Source organism: Arthrobacter sp. NPDC058288, assembly GCF_042880995.1.
GTDB lineage: Bacteria > Actinomycetota > Actinomycetes > Actinomycetales > Micrococcaceae > Arthrobacter.
This window is the reverse complement of sequence record NZ_JBHVYH010000008.1, coordinates 250,722-269,380: the sequence shown is the minus strand read 5'-3', so window position 1 is coordinate 269,380 and position 18,659 is coordinate 250,722. Positions and strand designations below refer to the sequence as shown.

Below are 18,659 nucleotides of genomic sequence, written 5' to 3'. Positions count from 1 at the left end.
GGAGGGGCTAGAGGGGCCGGAGCGGGCACGTACAATCCGAAGGACAGCAGCCAAAAAACGTCGTAGACAAACAGGGCCGGGGTGTCCGGAGCTCTGCGACGGCGCACCCTGGACCCAACAGTCGGCCGCGCCAGCGGACGCCCGCTTTGTTGGTGAGCCCTGCGAACCATTGATCAGCACCCCGGATTCCTCACGTTCGTGGAGCGGCCGGCGGGCCGCGTTGCCCTGATCGTTGCCCTGCTGCCCTGGCGGTTGGCGGTCCGCCGCCGGCAACCACCAGCGCCAGCCGGCCACTCGCGGCGGACCGCCAGCGGTGACCGGCCCGAAAGGACCGGCCACCCTCTGCCAGCTATTCGCGGCGGTCGTGCAAGGGCACCGCCCCGTAGAAGCCGACGGAGTTACGGAACCGGGTGTCACTGCTGAAGATGAACGTTCCGCCGAACATGTACCACGGCGCGGGCAGCTCGTCGGAGGGCAGCGGTTCGGCGTGATAGATCGCGCCGCTGGCGTTCTCCCGCTTGACGATGCGCACGGCGGGCCTTTCGTCCGTGGGCTCGAAAATGGGGTCGATGCCGGGGCCGACGACGGTCACCTCTGTGACGGTCGAGGAGATTCCCCTGTTCGAAAAATCGATGCCGAGGGCATCACGGTAAATCAGGGCGATGATGCCCTTCTGCGGTGCGGTGGCTGTGCTCATGTGCTGGCTCCTCAAAGTGGTTTGGCTGTACTGCCCGGCCGTGCCGGGCAGTACAGCGGATTCAGTGCCGGTTAGGCGGCTGGGACGGTGTAGGGCATCCGGTAGAGGCTGGGCAGTTCAGCGACGGCTTCCGGGAGGTCGTCCGGGCCGTGGGCCTGTCCGTTCTTCCAGTGAAAAAAGGCCTGCTCGGTGATCGCGTCCCACTGCCCGGCCTTGGTCCGGTAGTAGCTGCACGTCACGTCTCCCTCGCAGTACGTGGCGACGCCGAACAGGTTGCCGATGCTGTCAGCGGTCCGCGTGGCGGCGACCATGACATAGGGCCATTGGCCCAGGTCCCAGCCGTCACAGCCCCAGCTGGGGATGACAGCCCAGCCCTCCGCTTCGATGAGTTCCATCCAGTCGTAGCCGCCGTTCATGTGGTAATCGCCCAGCACGGTCACGCCCTCGATGGTTTCCCCGGTGTCCTTGAGGGTCACGGTCTTGGTTGTTACTGCGTTCATGGTTTTGTCCTTTTGCAGAGGATTCCGGTGGGTGGGGCGACCAATGGTGACCGGCCAGCTCCCCTCTCCCCCCGTTGTTTTTTGGCTGCTGGCGAAGCTTGCGGAGCTGTGGCCACGGAGGCTTGTCTACCCTTGGCAAGGAGTGGGAAATTCCCGGAGGAAATAAGCGACGAAGGAGCGCCGGAGGGAAATTCCCGCACCGCAGGCCCCGGAGGAACGGAGGGGCTAGACGGGCCGGAGCGGGCACGTACAATCCGAAGGACAGCAGCCAAAAAACGTCGTAGACAAACAGGGCCGGGGTGTCCGGAGCTCTGCGACGGCGCACCCTGGACCCAACAGCCGGGCGCGCAGCGGACGCCCGTCAACTGGTTGAAGCGCAGCGGAAACCAGGGCGAGCCCTGCGAGCATGCCTTGGCTCTCTGCTGGCAGGATGTTCCGGTGGTTACTGTTCAAAGGAATGCGGCGCCGAAGGCGGAGTGGGTGTTGATGTACCGCGGCGGGCTGACCCGTGCGCGGATCGCGGCATTGACCGGTGCGGCCGCCTCGACCGTTGGTTATCACCTCGTGGTAGCGAGAGCCGCGGATCCTGCTCTGGAGTCCGCGCACAGGCAAGCTGCGGACGGGACGATGCACCGGGCAAGCGCACACGGGTTGGAGCGTATGCGGGAGCTGGTGGCGTTCGTGCAGGACACCGGACAGTATCCCTCCGCCCGGGCCGGGTCGGCGGCCGAGCGGAGCCTGGCGTCCTGGCTGGAGCGGCGTCGCCGCGAAGCTGCCGAAGGGACGCTGGCGCCCAAGTACCGCGAGGGGCTGGGTGTGCTGCCGGGCTGGGAGGGCGCACGTCGGGTGGTCTCCGATGAGGCCAGGTGGCAGGGCAGGCTGGGCGCCCTGGTGAAGTACCGGGCGGCCGGGCATGACTGGCCGCGACACAAGGCGACCGTGACCGGTGAGGAGCATGAGCTGGGCGTGTGGCTGCACACCCAGCGGTACAAAGCCCGCCGCGGGGACCTCGACCCGGCCAAGAAAACGGCCTTGGACACGGCAGTGCCGGGCTGGTCAGCGGGCCGGACCCGCGGCAGGAAAGCACGCAGGACAGGCACCTCCGATCAGGTCTAGATTGATCGTGTGAGCGATGAACTGGTGATCAGACAGGTCTGGCCCGCCCCGCACGGCCGCTCCGTAATCTCGCCTTTTGAGGCATCGGAGGACTTCACGCAGGCCTGCTGGCAGGCCAGCGAAGTCATCGCCGCCTCCCCCTCGGACCTGTTCTACAGCTTCACCCGCGCCGGGGAGGAAATCGTCCGCATGATCGCCGTCGACCACCCCGAAGTGGATTCCGGCTACGGGGTCCCCGACGCCGGCGAGGGACTGGAGATCGACTTCCTGGAAGTCGCCGACGGCTACCGCCGCCAAGGCTTCGGCACACAGGCCATCGGACTGCTGCGCCGGCAGCATCCCGGCCGAATCATGTTCGCGCGGCCGCCCGAAAGCGAGGACGCCTTCTGGCAATCCCTGGGCTGGGACCATCTCCGCAACGCCAGGGGCGGTGACAATCCCCCGCTGTTCCTGAGCCGCTGACCACGGCCCAGTTGGTCCGCTATCAGCGCGGATCGCAGATTGTCGTAGTCGCCCTCCATACTTAGCTCTGCGTGGATCATGCATCAGATGCGCTACCGCATGATCGCGCTTTTTCATGGTGTGTCGATTAGTAAATATGTTCTAAGGTTGTGATATGCGATCCGAACAAGCCTCCGAATTGCAAAGGCAGTACGCGAGGCGGGCCGGGCCGATCGGGCTGACCGTGGAAGAGCTCGATTTCGAGCACTTTCCGGCCAAGAACGGGTTCCCGGGCATTCCGGTGAAGGCGTGGATCAGGTTCCCCAACTGCGCGGAACTAGTGGACGGCGAGGTATACGCCTGGACGGCGAAGGCCGCGGAAGTGACCTGGAAGGACGGGCCGGTGACGTACCGGACCTGGGTGTGGAGTTCGGCGGTCACCCGCCGCGACGAATTAATGACTAGAAACTTGGGAGAGCGGACTAACCGTGACAGCAGTAGCAAGTGAAACAAGGCTGGACGCCCCTGTGGACGTCCGGTTTACCGCCAAGGGCACTCCCCTGGCCGTCCGCCATGACGGGCGGGTCTGGGCTGTGGCGGCCGAGCCGGTGCACTGGTTCATTAGGGACTCCTGGTGGGAGACGCGACGGTCCGTACCGGTGGGCATCGGGAACGTCGTAGATATCGAACACTGGCAGGTGCAGGTCCGACTCAGCACGAACTCCGCCCTGCGGACCTTTGACCTGCGGCGCGACCCGTTGTCGGATCAGTGGCTGCTGGAGTCCATCACTGACAACTGAGTCCGGCCTGCGTATAGCGTGGGGCTATGGGAGATGTGTGGTTTTTGTCAGAGACCCCTGACAAACTAACTGTCAGGATTACCTGACAGAAGGATGTGGGTCATGGGCTGGGTATCGAACGACAACGAACATGAGGGCTGGGCGGCCGCGGTCGCACCCGACGGGCGCTTGTCGTCATCATCATCCGGCGAAGGAATGCTCGTGGAAGGCATCACCGGCCGCTACAAGCCGGACAAGATGTTGCCCGACCACGAAGTGATCCCGGACAGCGAGATCATTGGCTGGCGCGGAGCCTGCGGCTGCGGCTGGCGAGGCGAGATGTGGGAACGGGTCGCATACCCGGCCGACGCCGACCCCGCGCACCGGCGGGACTACGTTCCCCCACACAAATTCGCCGACGCTTCCAGCAGGGTAGAAGACGCCATCCACGACGAGTGGAGAGCCCACGTCGCACCGTCAGAAGCCGTCCTCGGTGTGGAAGCGGCTGCCCGCGAATACGCCCAGGCCGGCCACCGGCTGGATAAGACCGTCGCCGCCGCGAAGGCCGCAGGGGCATCCTGGACCGATATCGGCCGGGCAGTAGGCATCAGCCGGCAATCCGCCCACGAACGCTGGGCCGACAAACAGTGAACCTAAAGCTCAACCACAACGTGGGTGGTCCCGGTTCAAGCCACACCCCGGTCCGGACTCGCGCTCGTCCATTCGCTTTTCACCTGTCCAACGGGGGCGTGGCACCCCGGTCACGGACCGACTATTAGGCAAGGACGGTGTCCAAGTTCCGAGAACCCGGGACTCCAAGCTGCAGCCCAACTGCCTGCACGCTGGCTACAAATGAACGCATAGCGAGACTGAGGGCGGGCTTGCGTGGTGGCCGCCGTGGACGCTGAGCGGGCGTCAGGAGAGCAGAGTAAGGCTTATCAACCTCTGGCGTGCCTCTCCAGTGGTCAATCCATTGACTTGACCTGGGCCTCGATAAAGTCGATTTCGTCGGCGTCAAGCCCGTACTTGGAGTACAACTGTTGGTCGATCTGCGGGATCGACTTCGACCAGTCGATCTCCGACGTGACTGCGAAGTCTTGGAAGGGGACGTACTTCCAAACCTTTGCCGGGTTGTCCTGGGTGCTCTTGAGGACGCCGAGAAGTGCACGCGCGAACTTTGACTTCACGTACTTAAGGCACGCTTTGGCAGCGGCCTCGTTATCAAAGCAGCCGATAGTGATAAACGTTTGGGTAACGGCTACACCGGGGCCTACCACGAGCGGGCTCGACAACACTTCCCCGAAGGCACCCGACCCATTCGCCTTAGGCACAACCACCTTGTAGGCCCTGAGACTTTCGGGTCCCGTGAGGTACTCAGAGAGGATCCAGCGATATCCCCGGCCTCGGCCATCCAGCCCAAGGATCCTTGACCATGTCTGCGGTCCATCAGGACGTTCGGAGAAGAGTACCTCTTCGAACTGGGCGAACGTATTGGAGCTGATCAGATACTCGTTCCCCTTCGGGCGAAGCGAGCGGAGGGCTGGATGCGCAGCATATAACTCCCCCGTGTACCGAAACGAGCGCGAAGTCGTGATCTCCGGCTCCATCGAAGGGGCGTGCGAAGCAATGACTCTATGGAGAATCGAGTTCAGCTCCGGGGACTTTGCAAAAATCCCGATTGGATCATGTTCATTTTCCTCGTCGCGGAAGGTAACTGCGATACCACCCTTGATGTCAGTGCCAGGGAAGAGTTCATCACTGTTGGGAACGTAGTGCGGAACGCTTAAGCGTTTGTCCGCGAGCATCTTCTCGTTCCATGCCTTGGGGGTGAATCCCGCGTTGAACAGGAACCTTGCCGGGGTGATGAGCACGACCTTCTTCCCGACTTCGTAGGCCGCCTCCATGAACAGGTGATAGACGGGGGTGTCTCGGGTACCCGCGCCCTGAGCTTCCTCCTGGTAGGGCGGGTTACCGATGACAACATCGAATTTCTTAGTCATGGTCGGTGCCCTTCCGTCAGCATGTCGTCAACCATCTTCTGCCGCTCCTTCGGGGTCATCCGGGCCAGGTTTCCAACACGGAAGTGACCGGAGCCTTCGATCCACGCCTTGCGCTCGGGTACACCGCCGGAGACCGCCTCGATGGTGATTCGGTGGAGAATCTCGTTGTGGCTCATCTCGAAGATCTGTGAGGTCAAGATGTGCCGCAGTCTCTCCTCCTGGTCCGGGAACACTTCAGTGAGGCCGGTATCGAGACGTCGCACTAGTTCCATCAAGAACAACCCTGCAGTCGAGAACAGGTCGGCGAAGGTCCTGCCCGGGTCGGTGAAGATCCCCGGATCTTCCTCTGCCAGTGTGTCGACCATGGTCTTGACCACGGGCTGAGGGGTGAACACCAAGGACGTCTTCTGCTGCGGGATGTACGCGAAAATGTTCTCGGTCTGCGAGTCGTCGAAGTAATCGGCGAGAGTTTCCTTCTTATCCAGGAACTCCTGGATGGCTTGGTCGAAGACCGTCTCGTCGAAAAGGCCAGGGATCATCGTCACGTTTCCGTTCTCCTCCGCGACTTCCTGGCCGTCGCGCAGAAGACGGAACTCAGCCTCGCTGATGCCCGTGATCTCTTCGAACACGGGGTCGGGCGTGTAGTCGTCGAAGTTCGATAGCCGGATGCCGCGATCCCCGTATGCCATGAGGAACATGGGGATCGTGCGGGCGAATCCGCGAAGGTGGGAGCGAGCGTCGTCCATTGTCCGGTCGGCGCGCCCCTGCTCCTTTTTGGTCTCCTCGCGAGTGACCACCTCGGGTACGATCTCGTCCATCGTCTTGTCTACGATGGCTAGGACGTTGGCCTTGAACGCTTCGTCTTGCTCTGCCTTCTTGGCCTCGACAGCCTGGGCATCGGCCTCCGTGGCTGCATTCTTTAGCTCGTCCTCGATGTGCTTGCTGGCGATGTTGTGCTCGGTGTATGCGCGCTCGATCTGATCCTTCACGGCCTGCTCGGTGCGCTTGATGTCACGCTGGGCCTGCGCCGCTGTGAGCCCGTATGCCTTCGTCAACTCGTCGCGTTTGGAGCGTGTTTGCTCGGTAACCGCCTTGGCGATGGCTATCGCCGTCGTGGACGCCGGGGCGTCGGGCTCGGGCGTAGGGATCTCCTCGATGCTGTAGACCGGTTTGCCGAGCTCAGCGACCTTGGGGTTGATAACCGTCTCCACGTCGACCTGAACTTTGCCGTCAAGATCAGTGATAGGCGGCGGCTGTGGAAACTCGATGGATTCCCCAGTGTTGACCTTGCCCTGCTTCGCCGTAGGCAGCTTGTCCAGGATCTCCTTGAAGTGCTCCGAGTACCGGAAGATGCCGGCGACGTTCACGAACAACAGGTTCGACAGGAAACCGCGGCGCACGACCTCGCGAGCCTTGAACATCTGCGGGAACGTCAGGACCTGAGAGGCATTGAGTTCGATCATCCGGCCCTCGGCGTCTTCACCCAGGACCGGGAAGAAGTTCAGCAGCCGGCGGATGTTCTCCTGCCGCACCCCCTGATCGCCCGAGGGATTCGGGTGCAGGTTATTGGCGAAGGCGTCGAGAATCGTCAGCGTGCGCTCGGGCGCGAAGTCGAAGATGTATGCGTTCTGCTTCTGGAACACGCGCCCCCCGCGCTCGAACGTGCAGGGATTCTGCGCCCGGAACGCCGCCTGCATGTACTGGGCCGGCGAGGACAGGTTCGACAGCATGATGACCGCGGTCCACTCCGGCACTGTGACGCCTGTGGTTAGCTGCCCGACAGACAGCGTGATGGTCTTGCCGCCCCACCTCCCCTCCGCCTCCGCCTCCGCGATGGCCGTGCGAACCTGGTCGAGGGACTTGCCTGCTGCGACCGGATCGGACTCGTCCGAGCGTCCGTCACCGGCCGCCAGGATGATCGTGTAGTCCTTGAAGACCTCATGCTTCTTAAGGAGCTTCTCCAGCGCCTTGGCCGAGGCGACGCGATTGAGCAGCCAGAACGAGTGACGAATTTCATCGCGCAGCTCGGGTGTGGAGAACGGGTACTTGTCGTTGGCTGCCAGGCAATCGAGGAACTTGTTAACCTCCGACTCGTGCTCGAAGAACCCGTTGTCTTTCGTCGCGAAGAACTCGTTGAGGTCGAACGTGTAATCGATGTTTGCCTCGTCCTCGTCGATGGCGACACCTTCGGCCAGACGGTCAGTGATCATCCGCGAGATCTGGTAGGTCAGCAGGTTAAGCTTCGGCAGCGCCGAGTACGGGTTCTCCTGGCCGTTGTCCTCCCACTGCTGGCGGGCGGTCTGCTCGTCCTCGTAGGTCCAGTTGAAGACTTGGTCCTGGTCGAACTTGCCGACGGCCAGCGCCTTGAACGGCGTGCCCGACAGGTGGAGTGTCCACCGGCGCTTGATCTGGTCGAAGGCGACGCCGGTCTTGGTGGTGTCAATACCCTCGTGGGCCTCGTCGATCATCAACAGATCCCAGTCGAACCGCGTAATGTGCCTAAGCTTGTCGTACGAACCGCCGAAGTACTGCGAACCCTTGAGGTCCTGCAGCGACAGGAACTCCAAGATGCGTGGGTCCTCATCCTGGTGGCTGAGCGAGAAGTCCCGCCACTGCTCTCGAGTCATGGGTGAACGGCCTGCCAGGGACGGCGACTCCGAGACGAACTTGAACGTCGTTTGATGACGGATGAAGCGGTCGAAGTCGTCAAGCCAGGAATTTGCGATGGCGGGGCGATTGGTGACAATCAGGACCCGCCGGACGTCCAGGGTCCTCATCAGGTCGTATGTCGTCAGCGTCTTGCCGAACCGCGGCTTGGCGTTCCAGAGCACCTCGCTCTTCCCCGATTGGAAAGCAGCCACTGCCTGGTCGACGGCCTCCTGCTGCTCGGGACGCAAGACGTAGTCGTCCTCCGCGCCGATGCTCGGTGCGTCCGGGAAGTCTTGGCCGGCGAAGTCGTGCAAATAGTCTAGTGACCTCTTCGGCGCGGCCTTAAAGTGATGCCACTCCGTTCGCTTGGGATGGGTCTCGCGCTCGACGTGTCGCTGGCGGAGGTAGGCGTGAAAGTCCTTGTCCGTAAAGCGCCCACCGGCTGCAGACGTGAAAAAGGCTCGGCGCACCCACTCCACCTTTTTCTCAACGGACAGCTGGGATGCCTGCTGTTCAATACGAGTGTGGGCGCTCTCCTGCTCCGTGTACCCAATCTTCTCCCAGCCGTCGTACTTGGGGATGTCGGGCGTCGTCCATGAGTAGATCAGCGGAGTAATTTCGCGGAACGTGCTGATCTTTGGACTAGGCACCTGCCCTCACTTTCTTGTGGACCTTGTCAATCCTGCACACTTGATAGCTGTCGTAGAAGGTGAAATCGAAGCCGCCGTCGTCGCGCAATGAAGCGAGTGTGAACGGCTCACGCTGCACCATGCCTGGCGCTCCTTCAAACCGGTTCCACCACGAGAACTGGATGTCCTGACCCTCCGGGTCCTGGCCGGTTAAGGTGTTCCCGCGGACGACGTTCGTATTGATGAGAAACACTGCCGCCCGGCGTAGGTCGGTGTTCGGGCCGCAGGGAGTGCCGTGGGCCTGATGGAAGCCCAGGAACTCGGCGAGCATGATCGCCTTCGCGTCCTGGTGGTTGTCCTCAAGCAGCTCGATGCCGTAGATAGAGGCCAGTGCGAACAGCGACTCTTCCGGCCACTCCTCGACCGGATACCGCTTCTCGATAGCGTTGAGCTTGCGACGCAGGATCGCGACCAAAAAGTTGCCGTCGCCCGCTGCAGGCTCAAGGAAGGTCTTGTCGACGAAGTCGCGGCCGGACTCCAACTCATCCCGGACCAAGTCGAGCATCCGGTTGACCATGTGACGCGGGGTGAAGACTTCCCCATAGCTCTTGACCCGATGGCGCGACTTCACGACCAGCTCCTCAACGAAAGTCTCTGTCACCGTCACTGGCGCCACCCATGCCTCAACGTATGAACGGAGCACGAGTCGTAGGGGTCGTCGGGCGCTGACCGGTCATCTCGTGATGGCGACACATGCACTCCAATTTCTGCAAGCCGAGTCTTCGGGCAATGATCGGCTGGGGCCCCAACCGGAAGGCGTTGTGAGCCAAGCGCCAACCCTGCCTAACATTACCCGCGAGATCTCGTGGTCCTTGGCTACCCGACTCATGCCTTCTGCAGGAACTTCGCCCGGGGCCGGCCTCCCGATCCCTGACGCTACTCGCTATCGGTCAGCAGGGGCCGTCCGCGTCCGCTCCTTCGAGCAGGTCAGACTGCACTCGGGTCATGGCCAGGGTGGCCCATGGGTGCTAGTCGATGATTTGGACCTTGACATCCGTTTGATGGTCAACGCCGCCATAGTTCAAATATCCACGAAGCTTGGGAGATGCACCGAGGTCGTCGAGGGGTTCGGAAGGAAGTGGTGTGTGAATTACCCGCGGATCGTCACCAACAGGTACGTAGTCGAAGTTTTCCTGTCGGGCTGCGTTGTGGTCGAACACAAAGTTCGCGATGCACTCACCGTCTAAAAACTTAACACCGAGCTGGCGGATTGTTCGCTCGTCCCTGCTTACTCCGTGAATGCCGATCAGGAATGTGTCCGACTGGGGCACAGGCCCGCTCAGTTCATATTTCACAATGAAGGACCCGTTGCCGGGGTAGAGGGAAACAGAAGTGAGTGAAGGCACGCTGGTTGTCATTCACACAGCGTACTGTGCACAGAATGCTTGAGCCCGTCGGAAAGATCTGGCACCGCTCCTGGGTTGAACACGTTGGCCCTACTCAGGGCCGGTCTAGGTGCCGGTTTCCTGCATCAAAACGCCGCTTCGCTCCATCCACCACACCTCAATTTGAGCTGCGTCCAAAGATCCCTTTGTCTGTTCGTACAGCTCAAGGTAGCGAGGGACCATCGGTAGTACGATTACGCTCACCCACTCCGGTTCAGCACATCGCAGCTTCATGGCCGCAAGGATCGCCTTGGCATACCAATTGCCCGCCTGCCCCCGCGGATTTGCTTTCTTCTTTTCCCCCGCCCGCCTTGGATCCGCATACCCGACGGTGGGATAACCTTTGACCTCAGCTCCCAGTATTTGTCCATCGAAGTCAGCGATGACGTCAATGCCGCTTTCTCGCAGGGCAGTATTCTTCGCGGACTGGATCCGCCACCCGCGGTTAACAAGTGCGCTAACCAAGGCCTTCTGCACGTTCGCTTCCGTGTGCCACGGATCCGATTGCTCCGGGGAGTTAAGCAGCTCTGTCACTCGCCGTCCACCAACTCAGGAATATCTATCCACTCCGACCTCCAACCGCAGCCGGCGCAAACATTGGACTCCTGGTAGGCCTCTCGTTCAGCGTCGTGCTGGATCTCATTATGTAGCCGATAAGAGTCACAACGTGGGCAACGGTCGGGTTCGCCAACTTCTTGCCGGCGAATCAGCTTCCCAAAAGTAGCGATGAGATGAGAAGTGGCCTCGAGCACGAGGTCAGCATCCATCGCGGTCGCGTTAGAGTCATGCTGCAACCAGACCGTAAGATCCCAAGTCTTGTCCACCAAGGCTTTGAGATATCTCCTCAGTCGGCCGTCAGTAAGAGAATCAGCGAAGATGTTTGCCCAGCCTTTGAAATCGGCCACCTTTGGCGGATCTAGTACTTCTCCTAACCAGGGTGCTGATTGATGACTCTTCGCTAAAGCAATCAGCGAGTCCCGGCATTTGATACCTACAGATTGAAAGTCTTCTGCCTCGGACGCCTCATTCATGGTTTCCAGAGCATCACGGAACCGTCTCCATGCGGCGGAAACGTGCTCTTCCTGTTCTTTCTCCATGTCGCCGCGCATACGTTCAGCCAGGAAAGTCCCTAGACCAATATGAAAGATGAGGGCTTGCTCAGCGTCGGGAAAGTCAGTTTGGAGGTAAAGATTGGTCGGCTCCGTGATTACCCACCATCTTGTCTCTGTGCAGTGCACGTCAAAGACATCATGTGTCCGACCCAAGATTCGGTGGGATCGTACCTTCTGGACAAGGGTCACTTGGTCGTCGTCGGGTGACTCGTGATTGACGTAATCGCGGATGCCGCGGGCCTCCGGTCCAAGTGCATCGTCAATCATCCAGTACATCCCTCTCGCCGTTGCCCACCACTATTGATCATGTTCGTCTGAGCTTAAGTCACGCTAGGTGTGTACCAGTTGCGTGCAGGGATGTATTCGACTGAAGCCATAGCTGATTCTCTCAGTCAACGCTGACAACCAGAGGACGCAGCCGCACACCGTTGTCCCACTTCCTTGTTGTTGGGACGCTGTTAGTGGCACGCTCCTCCACCGGATCTGTATTTCAAATGGCAAGTAACTTGGCTGTCCCGTAAGTTGTCCCATAACTCTCGAGTCGAGCCCCCGTAACAAGGGTGGCTTTTGGGACGGTGCGCACTGAATGGAGACAGGTCGACGCTGACCGAGTCCTGCTCGTCAGCCCACGCGGACGCCATTGTCAGCGATGAACTCGCGGGCACGGCCGATCTGGCGGTCTGTGGAGAAGATGCACCAATGTTCGGTGAGGTTCTCGCCATGGACGAGGTCACGGAACCGGGAGAATGCCCCTTTGCCTTCCATGGCCGGCTCAAGCCGCTCTCGGAGAGCATCGTGCTGCCGCTCGGCGAAGGCGGCCATGTCCTGCCAGGCATCCCGCGACCCGGTGCGGTTGACTCGAAGCCAACGGTCCGGCTCTTCCTCCACGTCGATGGCTGCGGCCTCCCCGACGATCATCGGGTCGGTGGCGCTGTCGTCGTACACTTCACCAGTACGCAGGTCAACATAGCCACCCGTCGACTGGTCTAAGTCCCCTTCCAGCAGGGTGCTGAGCATTTCCAGATCAATCGGCACGACCTGCCCAGTCAGCAGCTCTCCGCGCAGAATGGCCAGCAGGTCCTCCGCCAGCAACCGGTCACCAGGACCTCCACGCCAAGTCAGCCTGTTGATAATCGACAGGGCCACCGGCTCACCTTCCTGACGTCTCTGTTCCAGCGCCATCGGTACACCCACCCCCACCTGTTGAAGAGCATCATCGATGTCGTGCCCTGTCACAGCGGCGAGAAATCGAGCGGCATCTCCTGCCCCGATAGCTGCACGCAGCTCGGTCAGGTCAATACTCGGTGCCTGCGCCTGTGACCGCCACGCGCGGCGAAGCATGGGGTGCGGCTGGCTTGGCCTCCCCGGCGTCCGGCTTTCCCCGTCGTCGGTAGCCCATCGGCGCCCATACTGATCCGGGATGCTGCCCCAGCCCCAGTAGGGCAAGGGAACCTCAGGACGGACGCCCAATACCTCCAGGGGGTCAACCTTCGCCTCCCCTACCATGCATCGGTGGATCCAGGCGTCACCGAAGTCGAACGTGTACTGGAACTCAGCCCCCAGCTCCACAGTCCGCACAACCTTGGTCACATCGATGTCAAGTGATGGGACCATGACAGGGCCACCAACCGATGCAACCATCTCGACCCCTGTCTCTTCATCAGTGACCACCCTGCCGTCGGACAGGGTGAACATTGACAGATGCGAGCGGTCCCACCGGGCGAAGGCACCGTTGATGGCATTGGCGAGATCCATGAAGGTGTGCGACGGTCCCACAGCAAAGATTCGCCCAGGCCACGGCCACAGTTCCTCACCACGACCGCCGAGCAGCTGCGTGTGACAGTCTGATCGGTGCCCGGCATGACGGCCTGAATGGTACCCACCTCACGACTCGCCGGGCATTAGTGACGGTTTGATTGGTGCCCACCTTCACCGTTGATTCCATCAGTCTTGGAATCAACATGTGGGAGGGTCCGGATGGGGTCAAAAGTGGAGTTGTTCGCGCAGATCCGCAGGGACGCACGGGTCGAGGAGCTATCGATCAGGGCATTGGCACAGCGTTATCAAATAGCCCGGAAGACGGTCCGGCGCGCGTTGGCCTCTCCTGTTCCGCCGGCAAGGAAGATCCCGGTCAGGGCATCGCCGAAGCTGGACGCATTCAAACCCCTCATCGACGCGATGCTGAACGAGGACCTGTCAGCTCCGCGCAAGCAGCGCCATACGGCGCGACGTGTGTTGGCCAGGCTGATCGAGGAACACGGTGCCACGTCGTTGTCGTACTCGACCGTGCGAGACTATGTGCGTGTGCGGCGGGCGGAGATTGATGTGGCAGCCGGACGCCGCCTGGAGGTGTTCGTCCCGCAGGAGCACGCGCCGGGGGCCGAGGCTGAGGTTGATTTCGGCGAAGTCTGGGTGATCCTGGACGGGGTGAAGACGAAATGTCACATGTTCGTTTTCTGGCTCTCTCACTCGGGCAGGGCCATTCACCGGATTTATCCGACCCAGGCACAAGAAGCATTTCTGCAGGGACACGTGGAAGCCTTCGAAGCCCTCGGCGGGGTGCCGACCCGGCATATCCGCTATGACAACCTCACCTCCGCCGTGTCCACGGTGTTGAACGGCAGGGGGCGCCGACGAGCCGAGAACGAACGCTGGACCCTCTTCCGCTCGCACTACGGGTTCGATGCGTTCTACTGTCAGCCCGGCATTGCCGGCGCCCATGAAAAGGGCGGGGTCGAAGGGGAAGTCGGCCGGTTCCGACGCAACCGACTCTCCCCGATGCCGGTGGTGAAGTCGCTCGACGAGCTTAACGAAAGGATCCGGGGTTGGGAGAACGACGACAATGCCCGCCGCATCAATGGCCGGATCCGGACCATCGGTCAGGACTTCGCCCACGAAAGGCCCTTTCTGCATCCATTGCCGGCAGAGGCATTCGATCCCGGTCTGGTGCTGAACCCCAGGGTGGACCGCTCATCCATGGTGACCGTGCGGATGGTGAAGTACTCCGTCCCAGTCAGATTCATCAATCGGAGGGTCCGAGTCTCCCTGCGCGCTTCCGAAGTCCTCATTTTTGATGGACGGACTCTCATCGCCCGGCACCAGCGGGTAGCGGCCCGGACCGGTTGCTCCGTGCAGCTTGATCACTACCTCGAAGTACTCAAGACAAAGCCCGGCGCCATGGCCGGATCCACCGCCCTGGCACGGGCCCGTCAGTGCGGCGTCTTCACCGCCGAGCATGAAGCCTTCTGGGCACATTCCCGGAAAGTGAACGGGGACGCCGACGGCACCCGTGAACTCATCGATGTTCTGCTCCTGCACCGCTCCATGGCGGCCGATGATGTCATCGCAGGCATCGAAAAGGCGCTCACGGTCGGGGCAGTCAGTGCTGACGTCGTCGCCGTCGAAGCGCGCCGAAACGCCTCAAACAGCTCGGGTGGGTCCGATTCAGACCGTCACACTCCTGCTCGAGCAAAAGCAAAAGTGCAGCGCGTTGTCAGCCTCACGCAGCGCCGCTTGGCTGATCCTGCGGCAGTTATCGCTGGCCTGCCGGCAGACCAGCGCCCGGTGCCGAACGTGAACGCCTACGACGAGCTGCTGGCCAAACGGGCGGAGCAACATCACGGCGCATCCGCTCCATCGACGATCAATCAGGAGAGTGTTTCATGAGCCCAACCGCACCCACGCCGGTCACCCCCACGTTGCGCCGACGTCGTGGCCTGACGGAACAGGCCGCCGTCGCCGCTGTCGATCAGGCCTGCCGGCGCCTCAGACTGCCTACGATCCGTGCCGTGCTCGACGAGGCCCTGACCGTGGCCGGCAAAGAACAGCTGACGTATCAGGGGTTCCTCGCCGAGCTTCTCCTGGCGGAATGTGATGACCGGGACCGCCGATCGTCGATCCGCCGCGTCAAGGCCGCCGGATTTCCACGCGACAAGTGGCTCGGGGACTTTGATTTCGATGCGAACCCGATCATCAACCCCGCCACGATCAACACCCTTGCTACCGGGGAATGGATCCGCAAGGGCCATCCCCTATGCCTAATCGGTGACTCCGGGACGGGCAAGTCCCACCTCCTCATCGGTCTGGGCACCGCGGCGGCGGAGAAGGGCTACCGCGTCAAATACACGCTGGCCACAAGGTTAGTGAATGAACTCGTGGAGGCCGCCGATGAAAAAGTCCTGGCGAAGACCATCGCGCGCTACGGGCGAGTGGACCTGCTCTGCATTGACGAACTCGGCTATATGGAACTGGACCGTCGCGGCGCTGAACTGCTGTTCCAGGTGCTCACCGAACGGGAAGAGAAAAACTCCATCGCGATCGCCTCCAACGAATCCTTCTCAGGCTGGACCAAGACCTTCACAGACCCTCGACTCTGCGCTGCGATCGTTGACCGGCTCACCTTCAACGGCACCATTATCGAAACCGGCACGGACTCCTACCGGCTCGCCGCCACACTTGCCCAACAAGCAGCCCGCTAAAAGGCGGCCAGGCAGCGCAAACGGCCAATGGCTACCCCGAGGACGTGGACATCTCGAAGGTCACTTGGTCCATAGCCGCCCGCAGGGATAGCGGGTCTGATTTCGTTTGGGGAGTGAGGCGGTCGAAGGATGGTTCCCGTCATGTCAGCAGAAAGCTAAAGATAGGTACTCCAGAATATGAGCACTAAGGCAACCGCGCCCAATCCAATGGCAAGTACAAATGCTCCACGGGAAAGTGACGCCTGCGGGTCTTGTAACCTCTTTCGGTAAACCCTAAAAGGGAGAAGCCCAGCGAGTCCGAGGCAGAGCAATGCGCCTCCCATCGCGGCCAACGCCGCAAAGGACAAACTGCCTACGGCGACCAGCAAAACGAAAACGCCGGCCAGTATCAACCAGCAGACATACATCATCACTCGGATCAGCCGATGGGGGTTACCCGCTGCTGCACCCGCTGATCCCGATTGACCATTCATAGGGTGAGCGTAGTTGCTGCAGCCCCCAAACGACAGTGAGCGCCCTGAAGGCGGCGCTTTCAACGGGGTTGCAGAACTTTAGCGCCGAAACCGGTCGTGAGGTGGGTACCATTCAGGCCGTCATGCCGGGCACCGATCAGATTGACATATTCAAGCAGCTCTACCGTCACCGATAACCAGGTTCGTGCCATATCCCAAGGATGGCACGGGCCGCGCGACGCGTGCCGCAGAGCGCAGCCCAGCATGATGTGGAAAGAGTTTCCCCCTTCCAGGCTGACTTCATTGCGCGCCGGGTCCAGGCGCCCTGGACGGTTTCGCTGTAGGCACCGACAGTGCCTCAGCTAGTCGGGAAGCTGGAAGCAGGGCGCACGAGACGGCCGAGACCCAAGCAGAGGGTCCACAACTCGGAAGACACCTTTTTCACTGCCTTTTTCTGGTTTTGTCGCCATGCTTGGTGGAGAAATGACAGCGGCAGAGCAGCCATGGTCTGCCCTCGGGGTTGACCTGCTAGCCGGCAGGCCGGCCCCTACCTACCCAGGTATCGTGGTGCGTTGCCACATGCAGCTGTCGGGCAACTCGGCCGCGAAGCACGCCTACACGTGTGCGTCCTTCAATCAGCTGCCATCCCTTGGCGCCTGACTTCAGTAAGTCTCGGGAGATGAGCAGGGGCGGTACAAGCCAGGTCCCATTCTGATCCCAAGAGTCAACAACAGCTGCTCCTCTTTTTTCGGCCCAATAAACAGGATTTTTTGCGTAATCTTCGATCGCCCCGTGATCTGATGCACCGGTAGGAACGTTTTGAATTAGCTCTGTAGGCATTGCCTCGCGCATCCATGCGACCTGGGTCAGATCGATAGCTCCATAATCCGGAACGAAGTGTTCGGTCTCGCCGTGGTCCCACAGCATCTGCTCAATCACGTTTTCTGGCCACCCAAGATCGGATATTAAGGGTTCCGCGAGGAACAACTCAAACCCGCTTTCAGTTGCCCTTCGGCATCGACTATGAGCGCGCTTCAGGTCACCAAGATAGATAGCCATAGACACAGCATTCCCCTTAAATGTCCCGGGTGGTGAAGAATGCTAGGGCTTTCATCGTCACTCGTCGGGCAGTCATTGGCTGACGACGTTGTCGCTTGCAGCAAGCGCCTCAGTTTCATCAAGCCCCGTCGGCGCCTGCAACGGTGATCGCCAGAGTAGTTGGATTTCCTGGTAATCCCCGTACTTTCCCTTGCATTGGCCAACCGCTGCTATCCGCCAGCCCCGCTGGACGGCCTCTGGGTGAAGCTCCGCCTGAACATCTCTATCGGCACATATTGCAGTCCCAGAGAAGACGTTTGCTCCGACGATGTTGGCTGTGAGCTCCCATGCTGAAGCACCCAAATAGAACTTTGGGTGTACGCGGACTGTTGATGCCTGCTCTCCAATGAAGAGCTCGTCGCCCCAAGGGAACCTTGACCTCGGCACAAAATCTGTATCTGACATTTGTGCCAAAATCTCCTGCAAGGCAGTACGCCATTGGATTCTTGGCAGCTCATCCAGCCCGAGGTGGCAGATAAACTGCGGCGGGTCCCAGCCTTCTGCAATGGCAAGGTAGTGCCCCTTGTCCATTGCCACCATGCGCTGTACTCGTCCAGAGTTCAGCTGCCATGAGACGTAAAATGCGTTTTCGTAGTACTTGTGTTCAGCAATGGCACCCAATCGAGACTTCTGCCGAACAGTGGCGGGAGCTTTTTTCCCGATCCTTCGGATAACTCCAGGACGGCCTGCCACTGCATCAGAAACGGCTGATGCCAGAGCCTCAATTGCTTCATTGGTAATGCTTTCAGATTCAGCCAGAACGTCGTGCTCTCCGACGGCCCGAAGTCCGCCCATTCTTAGACGCACCACCTGCCAGCCGGCAGCGGCGAGCAGCTGATTACGTGTTCTGTCATCCTCTTCCTTGCTGGCATGGGTATATGCGGGGTCAACTTCAACACAGACTTTGCTCTTAGAGATCAGAATGTCCGGAGTAAGGATGGGAAAATTGTTGCGCCGAGGCTCATGGCCGCACTGAATGGCGCTCCGTCCCTTGTGCACGGCGAATCCTGCGGCGACGAGTTTGTCTCTCACTCGTTGCTCGGCCTGAGAGGTTGTGTGGTTCCGCGATTGGATGACTGTGCCGATTGGATATCTTGGCTCAGTTTTCGTTTTCCTCGCAGCAAAGGAAGCAGTCCGGCATGGACGGCACATCGACATGTTTTCGGCGCCTGGTTTGGCGATGACTTCGTGTCCGCACTCGAGGCGGACCCAACCGTGTTCTTGCTCCCCCAGGCAGGTAAGACATGCTCGGGAGCCTCCGCC

General features: G+C 60.8%; 18 protein-coding genes. 7 read left to right on the top strand and 11 right to left on the bottom strand.

What is annotated here, in order from left to right; genetic code table 11:
* Positions 1 to 349: 349 nt before the first annotated feature.
* Entirely contained in the window at positions 350 to 697 is a 348-nt protein-coding gene (locus ACFVWT_RS19495) for a hypothetical protein (protein ID WP_390250732.1), read from the bottom strand.
* A gap of 71 nt (positions 698 to 768) precedes the next feature.
* Positions 769 to 1,197 (bottom strand): hypothetical protein, encoded by a 429-nt coding sequence (locus ACFVWT_RS19490; protein ID WP_390250730.1) that lies wholly within the window; start codon positions 1,195 to 1,197, stop codon positions 769 to 771.
* A 438-nt stretch (positions 1,198 to 1,635) separates the two neighbouring features.
* Between ACFVWT_RS19490 and ACFVWT_RS19485 the strand changes: the two genes are divergently transcribed.
* From ACFVWT_RS19485 to ACFVWT_RS19465, 5 genes are all read left to right on the top strand, one after another.
* Entirely contained in the window at positions 1,636 to 2,313 is a 678-nt protein-coding gene (locus ACFVWT_RS19485) for a helicase associated domain-containing protein (RefSeq protein ID WP_390250728.1), read from the top strand.
* A 9-nt stretch (positions 2,314 to 2,322) separates the two neighbouring features.
* Positions 2,323 to 2,775, top strand: a complete 453-nt coding sequence (locus ACFVWT_RS19480; protein ID WP_390250726.1) for a GNAT family N-acetyltransferase — start codon at positions 2,323 to 2,325, stop codon at positions 2,773 to 2,775.
* A 154-nt stretch (positions 2,776 to 2,929) separates the two neighbouring features.
* Positions 2,930 to 3,262, top strand: coding sequence for a hypothetical protein (locus ACFVWT_RS19475; protein ID WP_390250724.1), 333 nt, complete (start codon positions 2,930 to 2,932; stop codon positions 3,260 to 3,262).
* 19 nt (positions 3,263 to 3,281) lie between these two features.
* Positions 3,282 to 3,554 (top strand): hypothetical protein, encoded by a 273-nt coding sequence (locus ACFVWT_RS19470; RefSeq protein WP_390250748.1) that lies wholly within the window; start codon positions 3,282 to 3,284, stop codon positions 3,552 to 3,554.
* A 102-nt stretch (positions 3,555 to 3,656) separates the two neighbouring features.
* Positions 3,657 to 4,184 (top strand): hypothetical protein, encoded by a 528-nt coding sequence (locus tag ACFVWT_RS19465; protein ID WP_390250722.1) that lies wholly within the window; start codon positions 3,657 to 3,659, stop codon positions 4,182 to 4,184.
* 314 nt (positions 4,185 to 4,498) lie between these two features.
* Here ACFVWT_RS19465 and ACFVWT_RS19460 read toward each other — a convergent pair whose 3' ends face one another.
* The 7 genes from ACFVWT_RS19460 to ACFVWT_RS19430 form a co-directional block, all read right to left on the bottom strand.
* The gene (locus ACFVWT_RS19460) at positions 4,499 to 5,533 is read right to left on the bottom strand and encodes an Eco57I restriction-modification methylase domain-containing protein (protein ID WP_390250720.1); all 1,035 of its coding nucleotides are present in this window, start codon (positions 5,531 to 5,533) and stop codon (positions 4,499 to 4,501) included.
* Positions 5,530 to 8,832 carry a DEAD/DEAH box helicase gene (locus ACFVWT_RS19455; protein WP_390250718.1) on the bottom strand — a complete coding sequence of 1,101 codons (3,303 nt, stop codon included), beginning with the start codon at positions 8,830 to 8,832 and terminating at the stop codon, positions 5,530 to 5,532. The genes ACFVWT_RS19460 and ACFVWT_RS19455 overlap by 4 nt, the downstream gene beginning before the upstream one ends.
* Positions 8,825 to 9,442, bottom strand: coding sequence for a hypothetical protein (locus ACFVWT_RS19450; RefSeq protein ID WP_390250716.1), 618 nt, complete (start codon positions 9,440 to 9,442; stop codon positions 8,825 to 8,827). Before ACFVWT_RS19450 ends, ACFVWT_RS19455 begins: the two co-directional genes overlap by 8 nt.
* A 397-nt stretch (positions 9,443 to 9,839) precedes the next feature.
* On the bottom strand, positions 9,840 to 10,229 hold the full coding sequence (locus ACFVWT_RS19445) for a hypothetical protein (protein ID WP_390250714.1): 390 nt from the start codon (positions 10,227 to 10,229) through the stop codon (positions 9,840 to 9,842).
* Between the two features lie 93 nt (positions 10,230 to 10,322).
* Positions 10,323 to 10,790 carry a hypothetical protein gene (locus ACFVWT_RS19440; RefSeq protein WP_390250712.1) on the bottom strand — a complete coding sequence of 156 codons (468 nt, stop codon included), beginning with the start codon at positions 10,788 to 10,790 and terminating at the stop codon, positions 10,323 to 10,325.
* Positions 10,787 to 11,635 (bottom strand): hypothetical protein, encoded by an 849-nt coding sequence (locus ACFVWT_RS19435; RefSeq protein WP_390250710.1) that lies wholly within the window; start codon positions 11,633 to 11,635, stop codon positions 10,787 to 10,789. Before ACFVWT_RS19435 ends, ACFVWT_RS19440 begins: the two co-directional genes overlap by 4 nt.
* Before the next feature lie 354 nt (positions 11,636 to 11,989).
* Positions 11,990 to 13,144 carry a hypothetical protein gene (locus ACFVWT_RS19430; protein ID WP_390250708.1) on the bottom strand — a complete coding sequence of 385 codons (1,155 nt, stop codon included), beginning with the start codon at positions 13,142 to 13,144 and terminating at the stop codon, positions 11,990 to 11,992.
* 201 nt (positions 13,145 to 13,345) lie between these two features.
* On the opposite strand from ACFVWT_RS19430, the gene istA reads away from it, so the two are divergent.
* A complete protein-coding gene (istA, locus tag ACFVWT_RS19425; protein WP_390250706.1) occupies positions 13,346 to 15,034 on the top strand; it encodes an IS21 family transposase in 1,689 nt (562 codons plus the stop codon).
* Entirely contained in the window at positions 15,031 to 15,846 is an 816-nt protein-coding gene (gene istB / locus ACFVWT_RS19420; RefSeq protein ID WP_390250703.1) for an IS21-like element helper ATPase IstB, read from the top strand. The genes istA and istB overlap by 4 nt, the downstream gene beginning before the upstream one ends.
* Before the next feature lie 980 nt (positions 15,847 to 16,826).
* On the opposite strand, the gene ACFVWT_RS19415 is transcribed toward istB, so the two are convergent.
* Together ACFVWT_RS19415 and ACFVWT_RS19410 are read right to left on the bottom strand one after the other, a co-directional pair.
* The gene (locus ACFVWT_RS19415; RefSeq protein WP_390250700.1) at positions 16,827 to 17,357 is read right to left on the bottom strand and encodes a hypothetical protein; all 531 of its coding nucleotides are present in this window, start codon (positions 17,355 to 17,357) and stop codon (positions 16,827 to 16,829) included.
* 72 nt (positions 17,358 to 17,429) lie between these two features.
* A complete protein-coding gene (locus ACFVWT_RS19410) occupies positions 17,430 to 18,428 on the bottom strand; it encodes a DUF559 domain-containing protein (RefSeq protein ID WP_390250698.1) in 999 nt (332 codons plus the stop codon).
* Positions 18,429 to 18,659 lie beyond the last annotated feature (231 nt).